We start from the raw sequence: 22,174 nt of genomic DNA on the forward strand, positions 1-22,174 counted from the left end.
GCTGCTCCGGGATTGCTGGTTTTTTTGAGGCCGACAGTATGAAGCTCACGGCGCGAATTGCAACGCCGTCAGCGCAGCAGCCGATTTTCAGGAATATGCGTTTTTCACATCATGTGAACCCGGGATTCGTCAATGTCCACTTCAAAAGTCACCGTCGTCATCTGCCAGGCTCAGGGACGAAATCCTGCGAAACGCCGGCTGGAAGAAGAAATCGCAACCGCGCTGATGATGCAGCCGGGAGTCGATGTGTCGCTGGTTCCGCACCTGTATGACATGTCCGGCGACCATTCCGGCATGCTGTTTCTGAGATCCGTTCCAGGCAACCTGATCGTGCTGGGCTGGCTTTACGAACGAGCCCTGCGCTGGACGCTGGACCGCAGCGGAGTTCGGGGACACGAAGGACTGACGCTGCTGAAAGGCGAAGAGGACGACGATTCCGATGCTGAACCGACGCCGTCAAACGGCATCGGCAGCGTCGATATTCCGCAGCGAAAGCTGTACTGCATTGACCTGCGGGTCTCCGAGGATGCGGACGAATACGTGCGGGAAGTCCGGCGGATCGCCGATGAAAATTCCGTACAGACGGTGGATCTGATGAGCTGGATCGGGGGATCGCCGGAACAGAGTCTCCTTCAGCGCTATCTTCAGCCGGAACGAATCCTGGAGGCTCGCAGAGCTTCCGACAGCGGCCAGGCCACCGTCGCCGACAGAGAAACACTGCCCGAGGATACTCGTCGCCGATGGTACCCCGTCATTGACTACAGTCGCTGCACCAACTGCATGGAGTGCATCGATTTCTGCCTGTTCGGTGTGTATGGAGTCGACCAACTGGACCGCATTCTGGTTGAGGAGCAGGACAACTGCAAAAAGGGCTGCCCAGCGTGTAGCCGAGTCTGTCCGGAAAACGCCATCATCTTTCCGCACCACAAGACACCGGTCATTGCTGGTGCCGACGGGGAAGTCGGCGGCATCAAGATTGACCTGTCAAAACTGTTCGGCGGGGACGATGGTTTGTCCGCGATCGAAATGGCGGTGAAAGAACGCGACACGGAACTCATTCTGGACGGTCGAAAGGCCGTCGGGGATTCCGTCGGGCTGCGAAAACGCGATCGCGATGAGATCGATGACCTGATGGACGAACTGGAAGCTCTGGAGATGTAACGCGCATCAAAAAGCCCGCCACGCCGGAATGCGCGTCGGGCTTTCAGAATTTGCAGCGTCCGATGGCACCGCCAGTCACGCGAATGACGGCGGGCGCGTTCAATTGTCGCCGGGCAGCGCAAACGGATCGGTGACAATCGGCTTTTCAACCATGCCGGAACGAATCAGGCTGACCGGAACGTTGCGTCGGACGACCCGACCGTTTTCCACGACGCGGATCCGCTGCAGGTTCTTCTTGAACTTCCGTCGAGTGATGCCTGTGGTCTTGCGTCCGTTTCCGCCCAGATACTTGGCCTTACCGCGTTCGCAGAGATTGTTGCCTCGACCGGGCTTCAAATCGCCGTAGAGTTCCAGCAGTTTTGCGCGCTTCAGGCGTTTGTTTTTCTTGAGGGTACTCATGTCACTAAGTTCTTCTGCGTGGACGACTTAGCGTCGTCGTCGATAAATCTCAGGCCGTCGCCGCTGACAGTGCCATTCAGGCGGGGCGGAAGAATAGCCGGTTCGCGCCGGGAGTTCAATTCAGATGTCGACTCGCGGCGCGCCGGTGCCGGATTATTCATGCCGCAGAGCTTCGATCGGGTCGAGCCGTGCCGCGGAACGAGCAGGGTACATGCCAAAGATCACGCCGATTCCCACGGAGATGAAGAATGCCAGCGGCAGACTGGCGGGAACCGGCTCGGGATTCATATCCGCGAACATCTGCCCGAGTTCATTGCCGGCCTGACCGCCGTCAAAAATGAATCGGCTGACGATTGCCTGGATTCCCTTGAAGGCCATGGGCGTCGCCAGCCCCAGAAGAATTCCAATGATCCCACCGGTGCCGGACAGCACAATTGTCTCGGTCAGAAACTGCACAGTGATATCATGCCGCTTGGCCCCCAGGGCTCGCCGGATACCGATTTCCCGAGTGCGTTCCGTGACGGTCGCCAGCATGATGTTCATGATGCCGATGCCGCCGACGATCAGACTGATTGCCGCGATCGACCCCAGCACCACGTTAAAGATGTCTCGAATCTGTTCGGCCTGTTTCAGCAGTTCCAGCGGAACGACGACGGAATAGTCGCGGTCGTCCTTGTGGTTTCGCTTCAGGCTTTCGCGGATCACGGCGGCCGTTTCGACAACTTTTTCCTGCGAAGCCACTCGCAGCGTGATCTGGCTCAACTCCCAATACTCGGAGCTGAACGATCCGGTCGTGCGGTCAATGTTCAGGTCCCCCATACGGACACGCATCGTGTCCAGCGGGATATAGATGTCATTCCGGTAATCCTGACCGGACATGCTGCCGCCGATGGCCGCACTGGCTTCGCGCGGCATTGTCACGCCCACGACAGTGTACAGCTTGTCGCCGACGCGAACGGACTGGCCAACGGGATCCTCGTACCTGAAAAGTTCCTGGGACGTCCCGGCCGCCAGCACAGCGACGTTTGCCTTGTCCTCGCAGTCCTTGTCGCTGATGAAACGTCCCTGCGCCATCTCCAGATGATTGATGTCCAGATAGTCGGCCGTGCAGCCCACAATGCGACAGTTCATTTCATGGGGACCGTGTCGCGACGACTTCGTCATTTCACGAATGGGGATCGCCTGGTCAATCGTCGGGATGGTGCCGGCCAGCAGGTCAAAGTCCCGGTGCAGCAGCCCATAACGCAGGACGAATCCGCCGCCGGCCGTATTGGTGCTGGTTTCTTTCGGAGGCTTCACACTGCGGACGATGATGTTGGTCGCACCCAGCTTTAGAACCTGATCCTGAGCCTGCTGGCTGGCTCCCTTCCCGATGGCCAGCATGGCAATCACCGAGAACACACCGAAGACAATGCCCAGCATCGTCAGCCCCGACCGCAGCTTGTGCAGCAGCAGGCTCTTCATCGCAAGCTGGATTGTACGAATCAGGTTCAGCATTGGTGTAGCAGACTGGAAAGAGAACGCATTTCCGAAAACCCCGCCAGGATTCCGTCAGGATACCCGTGATTCCGTGGACTATGCCGAAGACGACAGAGGCGCCGCCGGGAGTCGCGCGACTTCAGTGTCTGGCTGTCCGTATCATTTCCAGCGGCGAAAGTATCCGCAAAGCTCAGCCCTCTAGCCCGGAAAGATCCCTTCTCCGGCGACGACTCCGTCCCGCATGAAGATCCGTCGCTTGGCCAGTTCAGCGACCTGAGGTTCGTGAGTGACCATGATGATTGTTCTGCCTTCCGCATTAAGCTGAAGCAGAATCTCCATAATTTCCTTTTCAGTCGCGGAATCCAGATTTCCAGTGGGTTCGTCGGCCAGGATGATCTCCGGGTCGTTGACGAGCGCCCGGGCGATTGCCACACGCTGCTGCTGGCCGCCGGACAACTGAAACGGCCGATGGTCCAGCCGATCACCGAGCCCCACCAGGCTCGCCAGTTCTTCAATTCTCTGCCGATCCTTCGCGGACAGCGCCGGGTATCCGGATCGATAGTGCAGCGGCACTTCGATGTTTTCCACAACCGTGTACTGAGCGATCAGGTTATAGGATTGAAAAATGAACCCGATCATCTCGTTTCGGATGGAAGACAATTCGTCGTCCGTCATCGTCGACACTCCGCGTCCGCCGATGATGTACTCACCGTGAGTGGGACGGTCCAGCGCACCCAGAAGATTCAGCAGCGTGCTTTTGCCGCTTCCGGACGACCCCATGATGGCAACAAAGTCTCCCTTCGGAAACTTGATCGAAACGCCGTTCAGGGCCTTAACGACCACGGTGCCCAGGTCGTAATGCTTCTGGATGTTGACAACCTCAGCAGCCAGACCCGTGTCAACTTCGGATGAAGGCATCGTTTTTGCGATCATGGAACTGTTGACACTCTCGACGATTAGTGAATCACAGAAGAACCGACGATGATGCAGCGCAGGATCAGCGGTTGCGGTTTGCGAAAGACGTCTTCAATTCCTCCAGCGTAACCTTTCCGTCGCCGTTGGCATCGATCGTATCGAAGTTGCCCCGCATGTCGCTTTCGTCTTTGGTGATCGCTCCGTCTTTGTTCGCGTCAATGCGTTCGAACATGCTGTCGGGGCTGAAGCCGCCACCGCCACCTGGTCCACCACCTGGACCTCCGCCACCGCCTGGTCCGCCACGACCGGGGCCACCGGCTCCGGGTCCGCCACCTTCCGCTCTCGGTCCGCCAGGTCCGCCACCGGGAGGTCCTCCGGCGCCCGGGGCCGCCACAGGCCGCTGTCCGGACAGATCGGGCATCTGCGTACGAGGCCGATTGGCTTCCATTTCGCTGGTCAATCGCTGGGTCAGGTCGTTGATTTCCTTCGAGAAATGCGTGCGGGGATTCATGATGACCGATTCCCCTTCAGCAACTCCGTCCAGCACTTCCATGAACTCATCGTTGGCGTCGCCGATGCGGATGTCTCGCCGTTCCGCCTTGCCGTTCACAACCACGTAAGCGAAGAACTTGTCAGCGATCGCCAGAACAGCCTGCACCGGGATCTGCAGAACATCTTCTTTGCGATCATCAATGATGATCACCACTTCGGCGTTCATTCCCGGCTTCAGCTTCTTGACCAGATCCTTGCTGTCGGTGATTTCCACCTCGGCCTGGTATTCCTTCAGGTCCGTGTTCGGCCAGTTACCGGGAGCCGGAACGGACGAGACCGACTTCAGAATCCCGTGATACTGATCTGCCGGCAGAGCATCGATCCCGATTTCGACAGGCTGACCGATTCTCACGCGGCTGATGCGCGATTCGTGGATGCGAGCATCAATTTTCATGTTTTCGACGTCGGGCAGGTTGATAACGGCCTGGCGTTCGCGAACAGAAGCACCTTCTTCAATTACGACCGGTTCGCCGCGACCACTTTTCTGTGATGCGTAAACAACTTCGCCGGACTGCGGGGCGACCAGTCGGGACGCCTTGATCTGGCGAATTAGCCGGTCCAGCTTTTCGGTTTCCACTTCCAGCGTCAGCTTGGCGGCGTCATAGTCGGCATTCATCTGAGCCATCGCCGCTTCGCCTTCCAGAATGACTCGCTCCGTTTCCAGTCGCTTGTCTTTGGAAAGCTGTTCCAGTTCCGCCACGGTTCGCTCTTTGGTGAACACCTTCAGAACATTCAGTTCACCCTGCTTGACGTCCAGAAGGATCTGCTTCTGCTGCAGAGCGATTCGCTTCGATTCGACTTCGTTGACGTTCTTGTAGCCGCGGCGAGCCTGGTCGCGGACGTTTTCCAGGTCTTCCCGGGCCATCGCGACCTGTTCTTCCAACTGTTTAATATCGCCCAGAATCGTGTTTTCAGCCTGAACATATTCACCGTTGTCGGCGACGTACTTGGTCAGGTCCAGGTCCGCCAGTTTTTCCGCGAGTTGTGCGGCGGCCAGTAGACCCCGATTGGTTGATTCCTGAATTTCCCGCGCTTTGTCGGCTTTCTGCAGTGCGGCGTCGGCCGTTGTCACTGCGATTTGCTGCTGCCGTTCTTCGCTGACCAGTGTCGACGAATCCAGTTCACAGACGACGTCACCGGCGAGGTAGTCGCCCTTGCGGACCTTTCCCCGATCGGCAACCAGCAGTTCCGTGAACGGCCCCATCGTAATGGAGTAGGTCTTTTCCTTTCCGTCCGGGGAACGCACCAGCACCGTCTTTTCGGATTCTGAATCGGCATCGACGAATTCGACGACGCCCTCAAATTCGGCAACGACAGGCTCATTCACACGGCTGCCTTCCGGCACGAGTGAGATAATCGTCGTTGTACCTTCCACGCTGTTGCTCAGCGTTGCATTGCGAAGGCTGTCGACCGTGCCGTTTTCCGTGATCGTGATCCGAAACGGCCCTTTCTCGGCCCGGTGAACAATGAACTTCGAGTTCACCTCACCGGAACCGCCGCCGAAGAATCCAACGATCTTCGACCGGGACGAAGGCAGTGCCATTGCCCCGATAACGATGGCAACGACGAGCAACACGATGACTTTGACGAGTGTCTGGCCGGAGCGACGGGGCGCAGTGGATGCAGGTCTACGCATCAGCGGGTTCCTCGGGTGGTTGAGGGGCGAGAATCGGCAGATCGTCGGCGGGGTTTGCAGGCCTGGAAGGATCTTCAACGTCATCTACGGGAGGAACATCTTCCACTGCGGGAAGATTTTCATCTGCCGAAAAGCCGTCCTGATAGAACGGATCCATCCAGACTCCGCGGGGATCGATCTCCATGATACCCATATCCAGAAAGATGTTAAGCCGGTTTGTCTCGTAACTGACCCAGTCACTGACAAGTGAGTTCTGTGCCCGCAGAATTGACTGCAACGCGTTCAGGAGGTTAAAGGCACCGCCCTGACCGCCTCCACCGCCGCCGCCTCCACCGCCGCCGCCACCGACACCGCCGGCAGCACCACCGCCGCCGCCGCCCTGAGCACCCGCGGCTGCTCCGCTGGCCGCGGCAGTCAGCGACGCGTTGTCATAAAGTCGCGCCGCGTTTCGGACAGTCATGCGATCCGTTCTCAACCGTACACGTGCGACTTCCATAGCTCGGTAGTCGCTGCGAATGTCGTTTTTCACCTGGTCTTCGATCGCCATATATGTTCGTCGTGCCCGCTGGTAGGCGACCAGCGACGAAGTGTAGGCGTTGCGTTCATTGATCTGGTCGATCGGTGCCGTCCACTGCACTCCGGCCCTTAAGCTGGACCTGTTGCCGCGGAAATCGAATGGCTCCTGGCTCAGAAGCGGGTTCTGAGTCGTGGCGTTAAACACGACGTTCAGGTCGGATTCAAGCTGATTCGCCTGAATTTCCACCACGCGGCGCGCGTCCATGACGGCAGCCCGTGCATTCATCAGGTCGTGACGATTCTCCAGTCCGATGCGCACCGCCTCGGCCATCGCCGTTTTCGGATCCGGCGGCTCGGTCTGACCTGGCAGGATGAACTGGTTCAGAGCAATCACTTCGACTCGAAGGTTGACCTGGATCACCTGCAGCCCCGTCGACACTGTCAGAAGTTCTTCGCGCAGGCCGAGAACTGCGTTCCGAATCTCGGACGTCAGGTCGGCCAGCGTCCGATTTTCCGGCGGCTTCTGAGTTCCCAGACGTGTCAGACTGTTCCATCCGGCGGGAAGCTCCGACGTCGAGATCTTGCCGTCGCCGTTCATGTCAAGCTGTTCGAGGAATTCCTTTTCAGTCACAGGCTCCATGGCGGAAACCAGCAGATCGAGTTGCTCCGAGGCAACCTGGAAGTAGCGTGCGTTCAATTGATACAGCCGATAATCCTCGCTGACGTTTCTGATCAGCAGGGTCCGCTCATCCTCCGCGGCGAATGTGCGCTGTCCCGGATTTGTCGCCGACCAGTCCTCTTCCGTCGCCGCCAGAAGCTGGCGAACCGGAAGGAAGTCAGCAGCAACCTGCTTGATTCCATCCTCTTCCAACTGATCGCGGAGATCCTTCAGGCGATTCACGTAGTCGCGCAGCAATCCGTAATCGGGAGCGGCCGCTTCGACGGTAATGACGTCATCCTGCGGCGGAATCAGGTTTGCTCCAAAATCCTTCGCCAGTGTGCGGAAATTGTTTTGCGCCAAGCGCAGGCCGTCATCGATCAGCGTGAACTGATCCAGCAGCTTGCGGTCAAGCGACAGCGTAATATTCGGCGGCAGCCCCACTGTCATCTTGAAGTTGTCCAGCACGTTGTTCAGGACGACGTAGGCGCTGGCGACGGCGTTCTGCTGGCTGTTTCTCTGATCGATCAGCTGAGCGATCGTCAGACTGACAACCTGGGCCTGTTTGGATCGAATAATCTGCTGCGCCGCCGTGTTGAAGTCCACATCTTCGGTCAGTGATTCCAGCCGCTCAGCCTGCTCATCAGTCAGTTGCCCCGTCCACTTCAGGAATCCGTCACGGAACGACAGGTGATCAGCCAGATCATCGGGAATCTCAAATCCTTCCGGCAGCGCATCCAGCGGTTCGGAGACGATACTGGGAACGCGGTTGTCGATCGCCTGCTGGGCTTCGATCTGCTCTTCGATCTGTCGAATGTTGTTCTCGTTGTTGACGATCGTCTGTTGCTGTTGCAGCAGGTTTAGGTAGGCCGTCGTGATGTTGGTGAACAGGATTTGGCGGAATCGAGCCAGCGTGCGGGCCTGGTACAGAACATTTCGTTCCGCCTGAGTCAGCGCCGCCAGGACGACTTTCCGCCCGGCCTGAAACAACAGCGGCTGAATCGCGTTGAAGCTCAGAGTAGAAGCGGTGTTGCTGCCGCCGCCGGTGCCGAACAGCCACAGCGTGCTGTTTGTGATTTCGACGGCCAACTGGGCTCCGCTGGGAAGCAACTGGCTGATGCCAAAGTTGCTGTTCAGCGTTCCGTTGGTGTTTGCGGCTCCGAATGTGGAAACGCCCGTGTAGCCGACTCCCGGTTCCCGCCCGGCGCTGTTCAGATAGCGGACGCCGAACTGAAATCGCTCGAACGTCAACTGCAGCGCTGCCAGATACAGGTCCTCGATCGCCGTTTGGTACTCACGGCTGTGGATGTAGGAAAGTTCCAGCGTGTCCTGCAGCGTGGCATTTTCAATCACAACCTGGTCGTGACTGATCTGAGGCTGGCCGTTCGCGGCCATAACTCCGAACGGTTCCAGCCACTGCGGATTTTCAACGCTCAAGGCAGTGCCGAACTTGTGCCAGCTCTTGTAGCCGCGTTTGCCGTCCACGCAGTGCATGAATTCATGAGCGGCCGGATCGTCCGGCGGCAGCGGCTCACAATCCGGATCGTACGGGTCGAAGAATCGACTGCGGGAATCCGGGGTGATGTCGATTCGAGGCAACTGCCAGTGCGGGTCGGTCAGCTTTTGAGCGGTCGCCCGGTAGGTATCCTTGTTGGCCTGCTGTCGCCAGAAGCGTCGCGAACAACCGGTCAGATCTCCCGTCACCATGGCGGCGATCAGCAAATAGACGAGCGGGCGAGACAATCTGCTGCGTGGCGAGAATCGGGGCATCGTGCGTCTCCGTCGATCCGTTGATCGTTCTTCCTGACCGGACGTGGTAGTGATTGCAGGCAGATCTGTCCGACCTGCGGCTTTTGCCGGCAAATCGGATCAGTGGAATCGTGTTAATGGAATTGACAGTCTCGATTTCGACGAACGAGCAATCGCTACTCGAAGCAGAACCGCACGGCGCGTCAGCTTTCACACGGCCGCGACAATCGTTGCGAACCATCCCCTGCAACTGAGACGACCCGCACGTCTGATAGCGCCGGCATAACCCCACCGGCCGGTATTTTCCGGAAAACCCGAAAGCGGCAGCCGACGTCGAATACAGACCCATCTTGCTCCGCGGACAGCACTTCCGGTAAAACGTCGCGCAGAATCTGCCTGTTTTCAACGCCCGTCGACGGCGAAGTCGACTGAATGGAGTCTGTGTGGCATGGAAGCCCTCAAGTTCCGCATCAAAACAGCATTGCCGGCCGGCATCGTTCGGCTGTTGGAAGGAACGCTGCTGGCTGTTGTGCTGGGGCAGATCCTGGCCGTATGGGTCTCAACCTGCGGAACATCGCCGTCCGCGACCCTGGCCGCTTTTGCCGCGGCTGGTCTGAGCGGCTTCGCATGCCGCCGCATGACCGGACGACTGCGGGCACCACACCGTTCCCCGGTGCGGACGATCGCGCTTTGCGCAATCGTTTGCGGACTGTCGTGGGGACTTCCGGATTTGACGGAACGCCTGTTGTCGCTGGGTGCGGCGATTGCGATTCCTGGCGGTGAGTTTTCCGGATATCCGGCATTTCTCGTTTCGGCAATCGCCGCCGTCGGACTGTTTATCGCCGCCGCCACACTGACGCGTCCGCCGGAAGGTGAGGAGTCGTCTACGGCCTTTCTGCTGGGCCACGGGATCGGATTCACGGCCGTCATTTCGCATGCCGCCTGGTCGACGCCGATCTCAGCAACGGTTGTCTCCGTCGCCGTTCTTTGCGTGGGAATTCGACTGCTCACCGGCGAATCGTCAGCCCGTCAACCGGCGTCAGCGACCGCGCGGCGGATCGGTATGGCCGAAATGGGAGCGATCGGATCAGGACTGCTGCTGGTCGCTTCATTCCGGCTGCTGACGCTGCTGATGCCGGGTCACGCAAATCTGATGATCGTTGCCGCCGCGGAACTTAGTTGGCTGCTGGCACTGGCATCGCTGCCGGTGATGCAGCGTCTGGTTCCAACGCGGCTCCGGAGTTCCCTGAGCATCGTCTTGCTGGGCTGCGTTCCTCTGGCATTTCCCTGGTTGCTGAATCTGAACTTTCAACTGACGGCGTTAACCGACTCGGTCTGGCGACTGACGCTGGCTCGTTCGGCCCAACTGGCGATCCTGTCGTGGCTGGCCATTTCCGCCGCGAACACCGCCGGGACTGCCGTTCTGTCTCCGATGCGCCGAATTCCGTGGATCTGCGGCGGGTGCGTACTGGCTCTGCTGCTGATCAGTGCCGGCGTTTCCAGCCAGGGACTTCTGGCCGGCGGCCTGGTCGTCGTTGGGATTCCGCTGCTGGCCTGGATTCTGACTTGGAGGAATCTCCCGGCACCATCGACCGTTCACGACGCAATCGAAACGCTGGCACTGCCACGGCTGCGCGGACGACGGTTCTGCGGCGATTCGCGATGCCCCTCGGCGCCGCCGCGTCCGTTGCGCTCGCGGTACTGACGCCGCTGGATCAGGCTGCTCCAGCGAGGCTTCTGTTCAGCAGCCGATCGTTTCAGGCGCTGCGGCTGGGTATGGATCGTGACCTGATTCCCGCCGCCGATTCGGCCCGACTGCTGAGTTCCACTGAAACAACAGCCGGCGTGCTGAGTGTCTGGAGCCTGGCGGGGAACCTGGTGGAACTGCGACGAAACGGACTTCCCTGCGGCATTGTCAGTACCGATACGCTGACAACGCCGCAGCCCGTTCCAGAAGTCGCCACGGCCGTGCTGGGGCTGACCATCCATCCTTCGCCGGGCAGTGCCCTGATACTCGGAGACGACGCCGGACTGAATCTGCGAACGTGTTGTGACTTCCCCGTTCACACGATCGTTGCGGTGCGTGAGGACCCCGCCGCCACGGCCTTTGCCAGCCAATTTGTCTGGCCGGCACTGCCGATCATGCCCGGTCAGGACGATCGCGTCCGGTTCCTGAACGGTCCGGCGGCATTGGCCATGCGACGACACAGTGACCAGCGATTTGACGTCGTGATTACCGGCACGGCCAATCCGTTTTCGAAGGCGTCCCAGCCACAATTGACTCAGGATTTCTATCGATCCGTCGCCGCGCGCCTGACGACGGACGGTGTGCTGAGCCAGAGATTTCAGCAATACGATCTGGGAGCCGAGCCGCTGGTCACGCTGCTCTCAACGGCGTCGACGGTGTTCTCAAAGGTCGCCGCAATCCAGGTGGCTCCCGGCGAAATTGTCCTGGTGGCGACCAACTCGCAAACACCGCTGCTGGACGCCGGATTCCTGGCACGACTTGAAAAAGACCACGTTCGCCGCGAACTGGGACGAAGCGGCTGGGACTGGGCACAACTGGCGGGCCTGCCGATCATCGACGCTCAGGATCCGATTGGACTGTTCGATCACGAGACTCCGCGGCCTCCCGTCCGAAGCGGCAGCGGTCAGTTTGTGTTTGGACTCCCGTGGGACGCGGAACGCTGGGGAGACAAAGCCGGCGAACTCCGAGACATGTTCGCTCCTCATCAGATGCGGATCGCGGAAGCCACACCCGGCGGACCGCAGCACGACGAGTTTCGACGCCGGATCAGTGCTGTGGCTCAGCAGTCGGAGATCCTTGCGAACTTTCCGGATCAGCCGTGGCCGTACCGGAATTCGCTCAAGATGGAGATGCTCCGCAACCCGCGGCCACCCCGGGAAATCGTTCGCGACGGCCAGATTCGTCAGGTTCCCGATCCGGCCGACGAATTCCGCAAGAACTATTTCATTGCACTCGGCGAGGCCCTGAGTTCGGTCGGCCAGAAGCAGGGTGTCACCGAGGCGATGGCTGCCATCAATCGGTTCACGCTGCAATACGAACCGCTGATTTCGCACTTCGCGCACCACGAGCTGGTCAGGCTGCATGAGCTTGCCAGCCACCCGGCTCCCGATGAGGAACTCGCTCACCGGCTGCACACGGTGTATTTCCACGAACCCGGTGACCATTCCGTCCGGCACATCGCCGCCGCGATTGACTCGCTGCTGCAGGCTCCGGATCAGTCGCTCACTCCGGGACAGCGCTTCGACCATCTGAATGCGATGCTGCAGGAACTCATTCAGCGATGGCAGACACGGACGCAATACGAACCGAAGTCCGCAGTCGTCGTGCAGAACGACGTCGACAACTGCGTACAGGCCGCCAATCGTGCTCTGGACGAACTCGAACACCTGGCGACCGAAGTCGGCGTTTCGCGGACCGAGTTCCTGGCGCGACGCCGATACGTCAACAGCTTTCTGATCTCGCCGCTGCGAAACTATCGCGATGAAATCGTGTCGCACCGCATCAAGGCCAGCTACTCCGATCTTGCATCAGATGCCGATGCCGGTGAGACGACTGTTGGTCCCGGCGAGCTGCCTCTATTGATGAACCCTGCCGACGTGTCAACAAACTGAACTCACGGCCGACCGGCTGTGAATCGTCCGCCTTCTCGCTCCTGATCCGCCCGCAACAGAGAATGCCGATGCGAATTCCCGGCGATGAGTGGATTTCGGACTGGAACGCGGCGGCGGACCGCGAGAGATCGCTGTGCGTGGCGTGGCTGATGAATCCCGGCGACCCGCCTCGCCAAAACGTCCGGCTCACGGTCTGCGGCACTCTGGTTTCCGAGACCACCGGTGTGGCGGACGATGAACAATCCGACGTGATTCCCTGCGTCCTGATTCCGCGGCTGATGAACGCACACACGCACCTGGAGTTTTCAGACCTCCGGAAGCCTCTGCAACCGGCGGAACCGTTCACGGACTGGATCCGGGCCGTCATTCACTACCGACGCGACCACGCACCGGACGGTGTCAGCGGCATCCGCCGTGGACTGGGGGAATGCGCCCGGAACGGCACGTCGTTCGTCGGTGAGATCACAACGACGGCAGAATCGGAAGCCGCTTATCATTCGGAAGCCGGCGTCGACGTGCTCAGCTTTCGGGAACTGATTGGATTTCTGCCGGAACAGATTGATTCGCAGCTAGCCGCTGCCTCAGCACACCTGGCGAAGGACGCGGAGCCTGGCATTTCGCGAGGTCTGAGTCCCCACGCACCGTACAGCGTCCATCCGGACTTGTTCGCCGCCGCAGTTGAACTCGCCGCACTGCATGACGTTCCCGTTGCGATGCACCTGGCGGAAACTCGGGATGAACTGCAACTGCTGCAAAACGGCACCGGGCGATTCGTCGACTTTCTCAGGGAACTGGGAATCTGGCGACCCGATGTCATCGCAGCGGATTCAGCACCGCTGCGATACCTGGAAAAGCTGTCGCACCTGCGCGCGAGTCTGGTGGTTCACGGCAACCATCTGAGCGACAACGAACTTCGGTTTCTTTGCCGAAATCCACACGTGGCGACGGTGTACTGCCCGCGAACACACGGCTATTTCGGCCACACGCTTCATCCCTGGAAGAAGCTCGTGGCCGGCGGAGCCACCGTGCTGATCGGCACCGACAGCCGCGCTTCCAATCCGGATCTGAGTCTCTGGAAGGAACTGCAGCATCTGGCGCGACTGCCGGACACGCTTCCCTGGCCGCGACTGCTGCAACTGGCCACCACAGTTCCGTCCGCAGCGCTTCAACGGAATCACCAGCCGCTGCGCGCCGGCAATCCGGCGGACGGAGTCCTGATCGCCTGTGAAGCGGATTCCGAGGGGCAATTGAACTCCGCTCTGGCTGAGCCATCTTCGCAGCCGATCGCTGTGTTGTGTCACGGCACGCTGACGTCGTCGGCATGAAACACGTTGATTCAGAAATCTCGCGATGCGATCGCCTGGCAGCCGCCTTTGATCGGACTTCCGCAGGCTGGTAGTCTTCGCGGAAAATCCACGTTCAGGACGGCAAAGCGATCATCATGAAGACAGCCATCGTTACCGGAGCAGGCTCGGGCATCGGGCGAGCCGTTTCGCTCGCGTTCCTGGCCGAAGGATACCGTGTCGTACTTGCCGGCCGTCGACAGGATGCACTTCAGGAAACCGCCGAGCTGGCGGGTGATGCCGCTGGCTCCGCTGTCGTGGTTCCGACCGATGTCCGCGACGCGTCGTTTGTTGCCCGTCTCTTCGACACCGTCGCGGAACGTTTCGGACGGTTGGATGTTCTGTTCAACAACGCGGGTGTCGGAGCACCGGCCGTAGAGCTCACGGAACTGACCCTGGAACAGTGGCAGGCAGTGGTCGACGTGAATCTGACCGGCATGTTCCTGTGTACTCAGCACGCGTTCCGCATGATGAAGGAACAGCGGCCGCAGGGCGGACGGATCATCAACAACGGATCGATCTCCGCCGACAGACCACGGCCGAATTCGGCACCGTATACCGCCACGAAACACGCTGTCACAGGACTGTCCAAGTCGACTCAACTGGACGGACGGAAATACAATATCGCCTGCAGCCAGATCGACATCGGCAACGCCGCCACGACGCTGACTGAGAAAATGAAGGACGGAGTTCCGCAGGCAGACGGATCGGTTGCCGTCGAACCCACGATGAGTGCGGTCGACGTTGCCAGAGCCGTCGTCTACATGGCAGGACTGCCGCTGTCAGCCAACGTTCCGTTCATGACCGTGATGGCAACGACAATGCCGCTGATCGGACGCGGATAGGAGTCTCGGAGTGTCAGAGCTGCCCGCGAAAGGATCTGAACGTCAATTCTACCGCGTAACGTTTCCCGTCGTGGAACGACCGTGGTTTCAGATCGACGGACGCAGGTACGAAGTCATCGACGTGTCGGAATACGGTGTGAAGTTCCTCCATTCCAACTCCGAGAGTTTCTCACCAGGCAGGGCAGTGCAGGGCACAATTCTCTTCCACGACGGAACCAGCAGCGCCGTTTCAGGCAACGTCCTGCGAACTCTGAACCTGCGCCATGTCAGCGAATGCATCGTTCAACTGACAACGGGTGTCCCGCTGAGTCAGATCACCGCACAGCAAAGGTATCTGAAGCAGAAGTTCCCCGGCAGAAAGCAGTGACGCTCAGGCAAAGGACGCCGAGTGGCTCGATTTCAGGGCTCCTGCTTGGGAACGCCTCGTCTGCGATGTCCCGCTCGCTTCGCCGCGCTCTGCCAGGCACCGGTTGCGTATCCGGATCCATCGAATCGCGCCCGACAAACGACTGGCCTGCGATTGTCCGATCAGTGCTGCACGACCTTCTTCAGCACGACAACGGCTCCGGCAAGGATGATCGCGTTGGGAACCCACATCGACCACCACGGTTCGATCGTGCCGGTCTTCGAAAGATTCCCCATCAGAAACATCACGGGATAATAAACCAGCAGGATCGGCAGAAAACACATGATGAAGCTGGTAATGAACTGGCGGCGAGCCTGATACACAGCAAACGGACCTCCCAGCAGCGTAAAGAACAGGCAACTGCCCGCCATCGCAAAGCGGCCATGGATCTCCGTTCGAATCCGGCGCTGCATAAACGTCTGAGACCGCTCCTGCGTTGCGAAAGACTCAAGCTGCTGCCCCATCAACTGTTCGAAGTCACCCGTCATCAGCAGCATGGCTGCCTGCTGCCGCTGTTGTTGCCGGCTGGTCAGAATGTCGTCAAATAACTTTTCAAGTTCTTCGCGAAGCGTCGTCACGGTCATGTGCCGGGCACTCACGCGGCCAAGTTCTTCCTTCATGTCGAACGTGTGCTCGTACTCTTCCCAGCTACCGCCGATATCCCGGCCGGGAATGCTCAGATTCGCGTGCAGCATCCTGATCCGGCCCTTGCGGTTCTTTACATCGAAGCCGATTTCCGCGGCTCTGGCCGTCACCGTGATCTGCTGGTGATCTCTGTTGCGGTAGCGAAACGTCGGTTCGATCAGAATCCGATCCCGAACGTCGTGAACTGTGATCGAAAAGCCGTCTTCCGGATCGCTGATGTAGTGCTGAGACGCCAGCATATCCAGGAAGATGTCCTCCATCGCCTGAGTCACCACGCGTTCGATGTTCGTGACGGCCCACGGAATTGCGTTGTTGGTCAGCCCGAACGATGCCAGCGTCAGAACCGCTCCCAGCAGGAACGCCGGAGCCAGCAGTCGAATCGGATTGACTCCCGCCGCCTTGGCCGCCGTGATTTCCAGATCTCCGGCCAGCCGCCCGTAAACGACGGTCACGGCCAGCAGCAGCGTCGCGGGAATCGTAAACGGCAGCATACTGGGAACGACATACGGCGCAATCTGAATGATCTGCAGCGGCCCCAGACCGCGTTCCGTCGCCTCCCGCAGCAGCCCGACAAAGACCAGCATCACCGTTAGTGCGATCACCAGCAGGCTGAACACGCGCAGCAATTCAGCCAGAATGTACCGCTGCAGCAGCTTCATGCGTCGCCGCCTCCGTGCACCAACGAAAATCCTCCTGCAAAAATGCCGGTTTTTCGGCGTCTCGCATTGCCAACGACCGCAGATTACGTGCCCTGACCGATGCCAACAACATCAGTTTTGTGCCGCAAACCGCCGGTCGCTGGCCGTCCGCCGGACTTCGGATTTACCTGATCCGGGCATCGCTGTTATTTTCCGGACTGCATACGACGTCGATTCCACGGATGGAAAGCATGCCGGATATGATCACTACAAAGTCGCTCACCGCTGCCTGCCTGCTGTTCGCGGGATTCCTGATTGGCTGCGACCATTCGGATTCAGACGCCTCGACATCCGCCGACGCTGACAGCGCCTTGCTGGACGAACTTCTGGGAAGCCCGGACACAGCATCTGAATCCGGCAGCGAAACGGCAGGAAAACCCAACCCGGCAACTCCCGTCACACTCACCGCGCGGGGAGAACGGCTGGAGCTTCGGTTGCAGCCCGGCGACCGGTTTCCGCTGATTAAGACGATCGAACAGACCCTGATCCAGAAGTCGGAAGCCTATCCGGCGATGGCTCGCACCAGACTGGAACTCAGCATGGCGATCGACGTGCGCGAAGTCCGGCCCGACGCGATCCTGATGTCGGTCAGCTATTCACGCATCGGGTATTCGCACGACATCAATGGTCAGCGGATCGTCTTCGATTCCGACACGCATCAGGGCCGGGTTCCGGACGACGTGATTCCCTACGCCGGGATGGTCGGCAACGGCTTTTCATTCTGGCTGGGCCGGGACAACAGGATCCGCGAACTTGTGGATTACGATGCCTTTCTGGAACGCTGCGTCCGGCATGTGCCGATTGAACGGCGACAGTCGCTGCTGGCCGAAATCTCGACGCGATTCGGCGACGACGGAGTTGCCAATTTCGTGGACGACACCATCGGCCTGCTGCCGTACAACACCGACGTCGACGCGGACTCCGCAACGCGGGTCGTCACCGGCGACGTGTGGACTCGCGAACGCCGACTCATGCAGCCCGTGCCCATTTACCTGACTTCCACCTATCGGCTCGTGTCGCTCGACGATGACACCGCCGAAATCGATATCACCGGCCGAATCGCGTCGGGAGAAACCTATCGTGACGTTAACTCCCAACAGAAGTCGGGAGTCAGGATTCTTGGCGGTCAGAGCATCGGAAGCTGCATCGTCGACCGGGCGACAGGACTTCCGCTGGAACTGAACCGCACACGCTTCCTGAACATGGAAGTCACCACGGAAGACAACGAACGCGTCACGCAGGACAAGCAGATCGTGACCACCATCCGCGCGTTCCCGCAGGCAAGAGGCCCCGTCGTGCAGAATGCGCAGCCGGCAGACAGCCGCCAAATGTCCGGCTCACAGCCAGCGACACCGGGCCAGCCGATTTCCTCAGTGCGACTCGGGACCGAAATCCAGCCGGTGTCGGCGGCCGACGTATCCGGCCAATCGCAGAACGCCACCGCGATCCCGACGACTTCCGACGGCACCGCACAAGCTGTCTACCCGCAGTAAATCCGCTCGCCGAACGCAACCGTTTGGCCTGCGTGATCGCGTGATGACGGTCGAATGGCGTAGTTGCCGTCTGTCTCGGCGCGATTGAGCTGCGGTTCAGAACACGACCATCACCCACGCGGAGAGCAGGCCAGGAGGCGCCGAAACGTTTGGAATTGCCTGGGGTCGTTTGGTACCATCAGCGTTCCCGCCTTACCGCTTCCGCGTTCCCGCATCGCTGGGGACAAACCCCTGCCGCGTGTTTCATCCATGACCGGTTTTCGAATCATCCTGGCTGCACTGCCGGTTTTGGCGTTTCATGCCGCAGTGAGCGCCGCGGAACCAGTCGATTTCGTGAACGACCTGCAGCCGGTGCTGACGAAGTTCGGATGCAATTCCGGACCATGCCACGGGAAAGCCAGAGGGCAGGGAGGGTTTCAGCTTTCCCTGCTGGGCTTTGATCCGGATGCTGACTACGAAGCAATCGTTAAGGAAGGACGAGGTCGGCGGATATTCCCGGCGTCCCCGGAACAAAGCCTGTTCGTCCTGAAGCCGGTTGCTGCGACACCTCACGGCGGAGGCCGCCGGTTTGAAGTCGGCAGTCCCGAACATGAACTCTTCCTGAACTGGGTCCGACAGGGATCACCGCGACAGATCACCGATGCGGCGAAACTGACTTCGATCACCGTCGAACCGACTTCCGCCGTGATGGCGACCGGCGACACCGTTTCCCTTGTCGTCACCGGTCATTACGACGACGGCAGCACGCGGGATGTGACGCGGCTGACGTCGTTTCAGTCGAACGAAGCTCCGATTGCATCCGTTGACGATTCCGGTCTGACAACGGCCGGCATCGTCACAGGCGAAGCAGCCGTCATGGCGCGCTACATGTACCAGATGGCCGTCTGCACAGTCACGGTGCCCCTGCCGGGCGACGTCCCCGCCGACGTTTACGCCCGCCTGCCGCGAAACAACTTCATCGACGATCATGTCTGGAACAAACTGGAAACGCTGAGAATCACGCCCTCCGAAACGTGCGAAGATCATACGTTTCTGCGTCGAGCCACCACGGACATCTGCGGACGCATTCCGACTCCGGACGAAGTGACAGCGTTCCTGGCCGACGAATCCCCGGACAAGCGTCCGAAGCTTGTCGACCGGCTGCTGGAAGAACCTGACTTCGCAGATCACTGGGCCAACAAATGGGTCGACCTGCTGCGGCCGAATCCGTACCGAGTCGGCATCAAGGCCGTTCTGAATTACGACGACTGGATCCGTCGGTCGTTTCATGAACGAAAGCCGTGGGACCAGTTCGTCCGGGAACTCATCACGGCCGAAGGCAGCACGTTTCGTAACGGGGCGGTCACGATGTTCCGCGATCGGCGTTCACCCGACGAACTGACGACGCTGGTCAGCCAATTATTCATCGGCGTGCGTCTGGAGTGTGCAAAGTGCCATCACCATCCGTTTGAAGTCTGGGGCCAGGACGACTTTTACAGCTTCGCGGCGTACTTCGCGAAACTGGATCGCAAGGGTACGGGCGTGTCGCCGCCGATTTCAGGTTCCGAAGAGTTTTTCTTCGCCGGATCGAAGGGCAGCGTAAAACATCCTCTGACGAATCAGGTGATGACGCCGCGTCCGCTGTTCGGTGAAGCCGCTGCACCTGACGCCGTCGACGATCCGCGCGAGGTGCTGGCCGACTGGATCACCTCACCGCAGAATCATCTGTTCGCGCAGGTCATGGCCAATCGCGTCTGGGCGGACATGATGGGGCGCGGCCTGGTCGACCCCGTCGATGACTTCCGTGCCACGAATCCTCCCGCGAATGCGCCGCTGCTGGAAGATCTGGGTAATGCCTTTCGCGACTCAGGATTTTCGCTCACGGAGCTGATTCGCGTCATTGCCAATTCGCACGTCTATCAGCTCAGTTCGCTGCCCGGCGAACGCAACATCGCCGACACGCGGAACTATTCCCGCCATTACCGGCATCGGCTGCGAGCGGAAGTGCTGCTGGACGGCGTCGCACAGGTGACCGGCATTCCGCAGGAATTCGATGCCATGCCGCCGGAATCGACGGCCAAACAAATCTGGACGCACCGCACGGCGTCGCTGTTTCTGGACACCTTCGGACGCCCCGACCCGAATCAGGATCCGCCCTGCGAACGCACCACGGATTCCACCGTCGTTCAACGGCTGCATCTGATGAACAGCGAACAACTTCACGGCCAGATCTCCAGCGATGCGTGCCGAGCCGCAAAGCTGGCGGAATCAGAAGAGTCACCCGACGAAATCACCGTCTTTCTGTATCATCTCATCTACGGACGAAACCCGACCGACGACGAACGGAACACCTGCGTCTGTCTGTTTGAAGCCGATGGTGCCAATCGACGCAACGTGATCGAAGACCTGATGTGGGCAATGTTGAATACTCCGGAGTTCGTGATTCAGGACTAGCATGTTTAACCGCGACCCTTGGGGAGCGCTTTGCTCACGGCGTTACACGACTACAGAAAACTCTCAGCGAAATTCACCGAGTTGCAAGGATCAAGAGCCTGGGACCGAACGCATCCGCTAAAGCACCGCGCTCGCCAGGGCTCGCGGTTAAACTGGAGAGTACTCCTATGAAACCTAACAACTGCCAGGGCATCTCCCGCCGAGACAGCATCGCGCTCGGAATCGGTTCCCTGTTCGGCTCCGGACTTGTCGGTAGCCTGCGGGCTCGGGGCGAATCGGAACGACACGGCGCGGGTCCGAAGCGCGTGGCGGAACGCTGCATCCTGATCTGGATGGATGGCGGACCCACGCACTTCGAAACGTTTGACCCGAAACCGGATGCCCCGGCGGAATATCGCGGCGAGTTCACTCACATCGATACGGCAGTTCCCGGTGTCGTGTTTTCGGAACACATGACGAAGCTGGCCGCGTCGCTGAACGACTTCGCCATGATCCGCTCCATTCGTCACGACCAGGGCAATCACGGAGCCGGCAATCACTACATGATGACGGGAGCACCGCCGCGAATTCCGGTGGGATGCGGTGCGTTCGTCAGCTTTCATCCCAGCCTGGGCTCCGTGGTCGCAAAGGAACTCGGAAAGGAAAACGGGCTGCCGCCGTACTTCAGTATGCCGCAGATGTCCCGGTCCGGCGGGCCGAACTTTCTGGGAGCACGCTACGCTCCGTTTGTCGTACCCGATGATCCGAACAGCGGCAGCTTCCGGGTTCGCGACGTGGCGCTGCCGAAAAGCCTGACCGAAGCGAGATTCGATTCGCGCACCGATCTGCGGTCATCCATTGATCGCATGGTCCGCCTGAACCACGAAGCGGCGGCCGATCCCGTTGCCGGAGTCGACGAGTACTATCGTCAGGGCTATGACCTGGTGACGTCGCCGAAAGCGCAGGAAGCATTCGACATCGGCCGCGAACCGGACGACGTGCGGGAACGTTACGGTCGCGACTCTTTCGGCCAGCGCTGCCTGCTCGCTCGCCGACTGATTGAAGGCGGAGTTCCCTTCGTCACTGTCTACGACGGCGGCTGGGATCACCATCGCGACATCTTCAACGCGTTGCGAAAGCGGCTGCCGAAGTGGGACAATTCCGTCGCTACGCTGATTCAGGATTTGAAGGAACGCGGGCTGCTGGATTCCACGCTGGTTGTTGCGCTGGGTGAGTTTGGCCGAACACCGAAGATTTCGACGCTCAGCGGCGAAAGTACGCCGGGCCGCGATCACTGGGCCAACGCAATGTCCGTCCTGATGGCCGGCGGAGGAACGCCGGGCGGAACCGTCGTCGGTGCCACGGATCGAAAGGGCTTCTCCGCCATCGACCGCGTTCTGTCACCGGAGAATTTTGTGTCCACAATCTATCACAAGCTGGGCATCGATCCGGGCAAGGTGCTTTACACGCCGGAAGGCCGACCGACGCATCTGGTCAGCGATCCGACGGTCATCAGCGAACTTGTGTAACGACAACGCGACGTCACTCCCGCGTCCCCGTCATTCCCGCGCAGGCGGGAACCCAGCAAGCAGATCCCTCCGTCATTCCCGCGCAGGCGGGAACCCAGC

Annotated in this window: 15 protein-coding genes; 9 read left to right on the forward strand and 6 right to left on the reverse strand. The window is 59.8% G+C overall.

All coding sequences use genetic code 11. The features are described 5' to 3' along the window. Window positions 1-132: 132 nt before the first annotated feature. Entirely contained in the window at window positions 133-1,161 is a 1,029-nt protein-coding gene (locus R3C19_03480) for a ferredoxin family protein (GenBank protein ID MEZ6059404.1), read from the forward strand. A 99-nt stretch (window positions 1,162-1,260) separates the two neighbouring features. On the opposite strand, the gene R3C19_03485 is transcribed toward R3C19_03480, so the two are convergent. From R3C19_03485 to R3C19_03505, 5 genes are all read right to left on the reverse strand, one after another. Continuing rightward, window positions 1,261-1,560 (reverse strand): L28 family ribosomal protein, encoded by a 300-nt coding sequence (locus tag R3C19_03485; GenBank protein MEZ6059405.1) that lies wholly within the window; start codon window positions 1,558-1,560, stop codon window positions 1,261-1,263. Window positions 1,561-1,713: 153 nt separating this feature from the next. Then, entirely contained in the window at window positions 1,714-3,057 is a 1,344-nt protein-coding gene (locus R3C19_03490) for an ABC transporter permease (GenBank protein ID MEZ6059406.1), read from the reverse strand. Between the two features lie 180 nt (window positions 3,058-3,237). Further along, the gene (locus R3C19_03495) at window positions 3,238-3,957 is read right to left on the reverse strand and encodes an ABC transporter ATP-binding protein (protein ID MEZ6059407.1); all 720 of its coding nucleotides are present in this window, start codon (window positions 3,955-3,957) and stop codon (window positions 3,238-3,240) included. Window positions 3,958-4,036: 79 nt separating this feature from the next. Beyond that, window positions 4,037-6,142, reverse strand: coding sequence for an HlyD family efflux transporter periplasmic adaptor subunit (locus R3C19_03500; GenBank protein ID MEZ6059408.1), 2,106 nt, complete (start codon window positions 6,140-6,142; stop codon window positions 4,037-4,039). After that, the gene (locus tag R3C19_03505; GenBank protein ID MEZ6059409.1) at window positions 6,135-9,086 is read right to left on the reverse strand and encodes a hypothetical protein; all 2,952 of its coding nucleotides are present in this window, start codon (window positions 9,084-9,086) and stop codon (window positions 6,135-6,137) included. Before R3C19_03505 ends, R3C19_03500 begins: the two co-directional genes overlap by 8 nt. Window positions 9,087-9,513: 427 nt before the next feature. Here R3C19_03505 and R3C19_03510 point away from each other — a divergent pair, with 427 nt between their 5' ends. From R3C19_03510 to R3C19_03530, 5 genes are all read left to right on the forward strand, one after another. Then, complete coding sequence (locus R3C19_03510) at window positions 9,514-10,770, forward strand: hypothetical protein (GenBank protein ID MEZ6059410.1); 1,257 nt, start codon at window positions 9,514-9,516, stop codon at window positions 10,768-10,770. Beyond that, complete coding sequence (locus tag R3C19_03515; GenBank protein ID MEZ6059411.1) at window positions 10,728-12,704, forward strand: hypothetical protein; 1,977 nt, start codon at window positions 10,728-10,730, stop codon at window positions 12,702-12,704. Before R3C19_03510 ends, R3C19_03515 begins: the two co-directional genes overlap by 43 nt. Window positions 12,705-12,772: 68 nt before the next feature. Continuing rightward, window positions 12,773-14,029: an amidohydrolase family protein gene (locus R3C19_03520; GenBank protein ID MEZ6059412.1), complete on the forward strand. Its 1,257-nt coding sequence runs from the start codon at window positions 12,773-12,775 to the stop codon at window positions 14,027-14,029. Window positions 14,030-14,145: 116 nt separating this feature from the next. Beyond that, entirely contained in the window at window positions 14,146-14,892 is a 747-nt protein-coding gene (locus tag R3C19_03525; protein MEZ6059413.1) for an SDR family oxidoreductase, read from the forward strand. Window positions 14,893-14,902: 10 nt separating this feature from the next. After that, entirely contained in the window at window positions 14,903-15,259 is a 357-nt protein-coding gene (locus R3C19_03530) for a hypothetical protein (protein MEZ6059414.1), read from the forward strand. Window positions 15,260-15,420: 161 nt separating this feature from the next. Here R3C19_03530 and R3C19_03535 read toward each other — a convergent pair whose 3' ends face one another. Continuing rightward, window positions 15,421-16,602 carry an LptF/LptG family permease gene (locus R3C19_03535; GenBank protein MEZ6059415.1) on the reverse strand — a complete coding sequence of 394 codons (1,182 nt, stop codon included), beginning with the start codon at window positions 16,600-16,602 and terminating at the stop codon, window positions 15,421-15,423. A 239-nt stretch (window positions 16,603-16,841) separates the two neighbouring features. Here R3C19_03535 and R3C19_03540 point away from each other — a divergent pair, with 239 nt between their 5' ends. From R3C19_03540 to R3C19_03550, 3 genes are all read left to right on the forward strand, one after another. After that, window positions 16,842-18,134 (forward strand): DUF6263 family protein, encoded by a 1,293-nt coding sequence (locus R3C19_03540; protein ID MEZ6059416.1) that lies wholly within the window; start codon window positions 16,842-16,844, stop codon window positions 18,132-18,134. A 249-nt stretch (window positions 18,135-18,383) separates the two neighbouring features. Next, entirely contained in the window at window positions 18,384-20,567 is a 2,184-nt protein-coding gene (locus R3C19_03545) for a DUF1549 domain-containing protein (GenBank protein ID MEZ6059417.1), read from the forward strand. A gap of 167 nt (window positions 20,568-20,734) precedes the next feature. Continuing rightward, the gene (locus tag R3C19_03550; protein ID MEZ6059418.1) at window positions 20,735-22,075 is read left to right on the forward strand and encodes a DUF1501 domain-containing protein; all 1,341 of its coding nucleotides are present in this window, start codon (window positions 20,735-20,737) and stop codon (window positions 22,073-22,075) included. Window positions 22,076-22,174: the final 99 nt, after the last annotated feature.

It is taken from the genome of Planctomycetaceae bacterium, assembly GCA_041398785.1.
Taxonomy (GTDB): domain Bacteria; phylum Planctomycetota; class Planctomycetia; order Planctomycetales; family Planctomycetaceae; genus JAWKUA01.

What these genes read in the sequence shown, in the direction of transcription:
- R3C19_03485 (MEZ6059405.1), bottom strand. Translation starts at nt 1,560, where the DNA reads ATGAGTACCCTCAAGAAAAACAAACGCCTGAAGCGCGCAAAACTGCTG.
- R3C19_03550 (MEZ6059418.1), top strand. Translation starts at nt 20,735, where the DNA reads ATGAAACCTAACAACTGCCAGGGCATCTCCCGCCGAGACAGCATCGCG.
- R3C19_03535 (MEZ6059415.1), bottom strand. Translation starts at nt 16,602, where the DNA reads ATGAAGCTGCTGCAGCGGTACATTCTGGCTGAATTGCTGCGCGTGTTC.
- R3C19_03520 (MEZ6059412.1), top strand. Translation starts at nt 12,773, where the DNA reads ATGCGAATTCCCGGCGATGAGTGGATTTCGGACTGGAACGCGGCGGCG.
- R3C19_03505 (MEZ6059409.1), bottom strand. Translation starts at nt 9,086, where the DNA reads ATGCCCCGATTCTCGCCACGCAGCAGATTGTCTCGCCCGCTCGTCTAT.
- R3C19_03515 (MEZ6059411.1), top strand. Translation starts at nt 10,728, where the DNA reads ATGCCCCTCGGCGCCGCCGCGTCCGTTGCGCTCGCGGTACTGACGCCG.
- R3C19_03490 (MEZ6059406.1), bottom strand. Translation starts at nt 3,057, where the DNA reads ATGCTGAACCTGATTCGTACAATCCAGCTTGCGATGAAGAGCCTGCTG.
- R3C19_03510 (MEZ6059410.1), top strand. Translation starts at nt 9,514, where the DNA reads ATGGAAGCCCTCAAGTTCCGCATCAAAACAGCATTGCCGGCCGGCATC.
- R3C19_03540 (MEZ6059416.1), top strand. Translation starts at nt 16,842, where the DNA reads ATGATCACTACAAAGTCGCTCACCGCTGCCTGCCTGCTGTTCGCGGGA.
- R3C19_03545 (MEZ6059417.1), top strand. Translation starts at nt 18,384, where the DNA reads ATGACCGGTTTTCGAATCATCCTGGCTGCACTGCCGGTTTTGGCGTTT.
- R3C19_03495 (MEZ6059407.1), bottom strand. Translation starts at nt 3,957, where the DNA reads ATGCCTTCATCCGAAGTTGACACGGGTCTGGCTGCTGAGGTTGTCAAC.
- R3C19_03525 (MEZ6059413.1), top strand. Translation starts at nt 14,146, where the DNA reads ATGAAGACAGCCATCGTTACCGGAGCAGGCTCGGGCATCGGGCGAGCC.
- R3C19_03500 (MEZ6059408.1), bottom strand. Translation starts at nt 6,142, where the DNA reads ATGCGTAGACCTGCATCCACTGCGCCCCGTCGCTCCGGCCAGACACTC.
- R3C19_03480 (MEZ6059404.1), top strand. Translation starts at nt 133, where the DNA reads ATGTCCACTTCAAAAGTCACCGTCGTCATCTGCCAGGCTCAGGGACGA.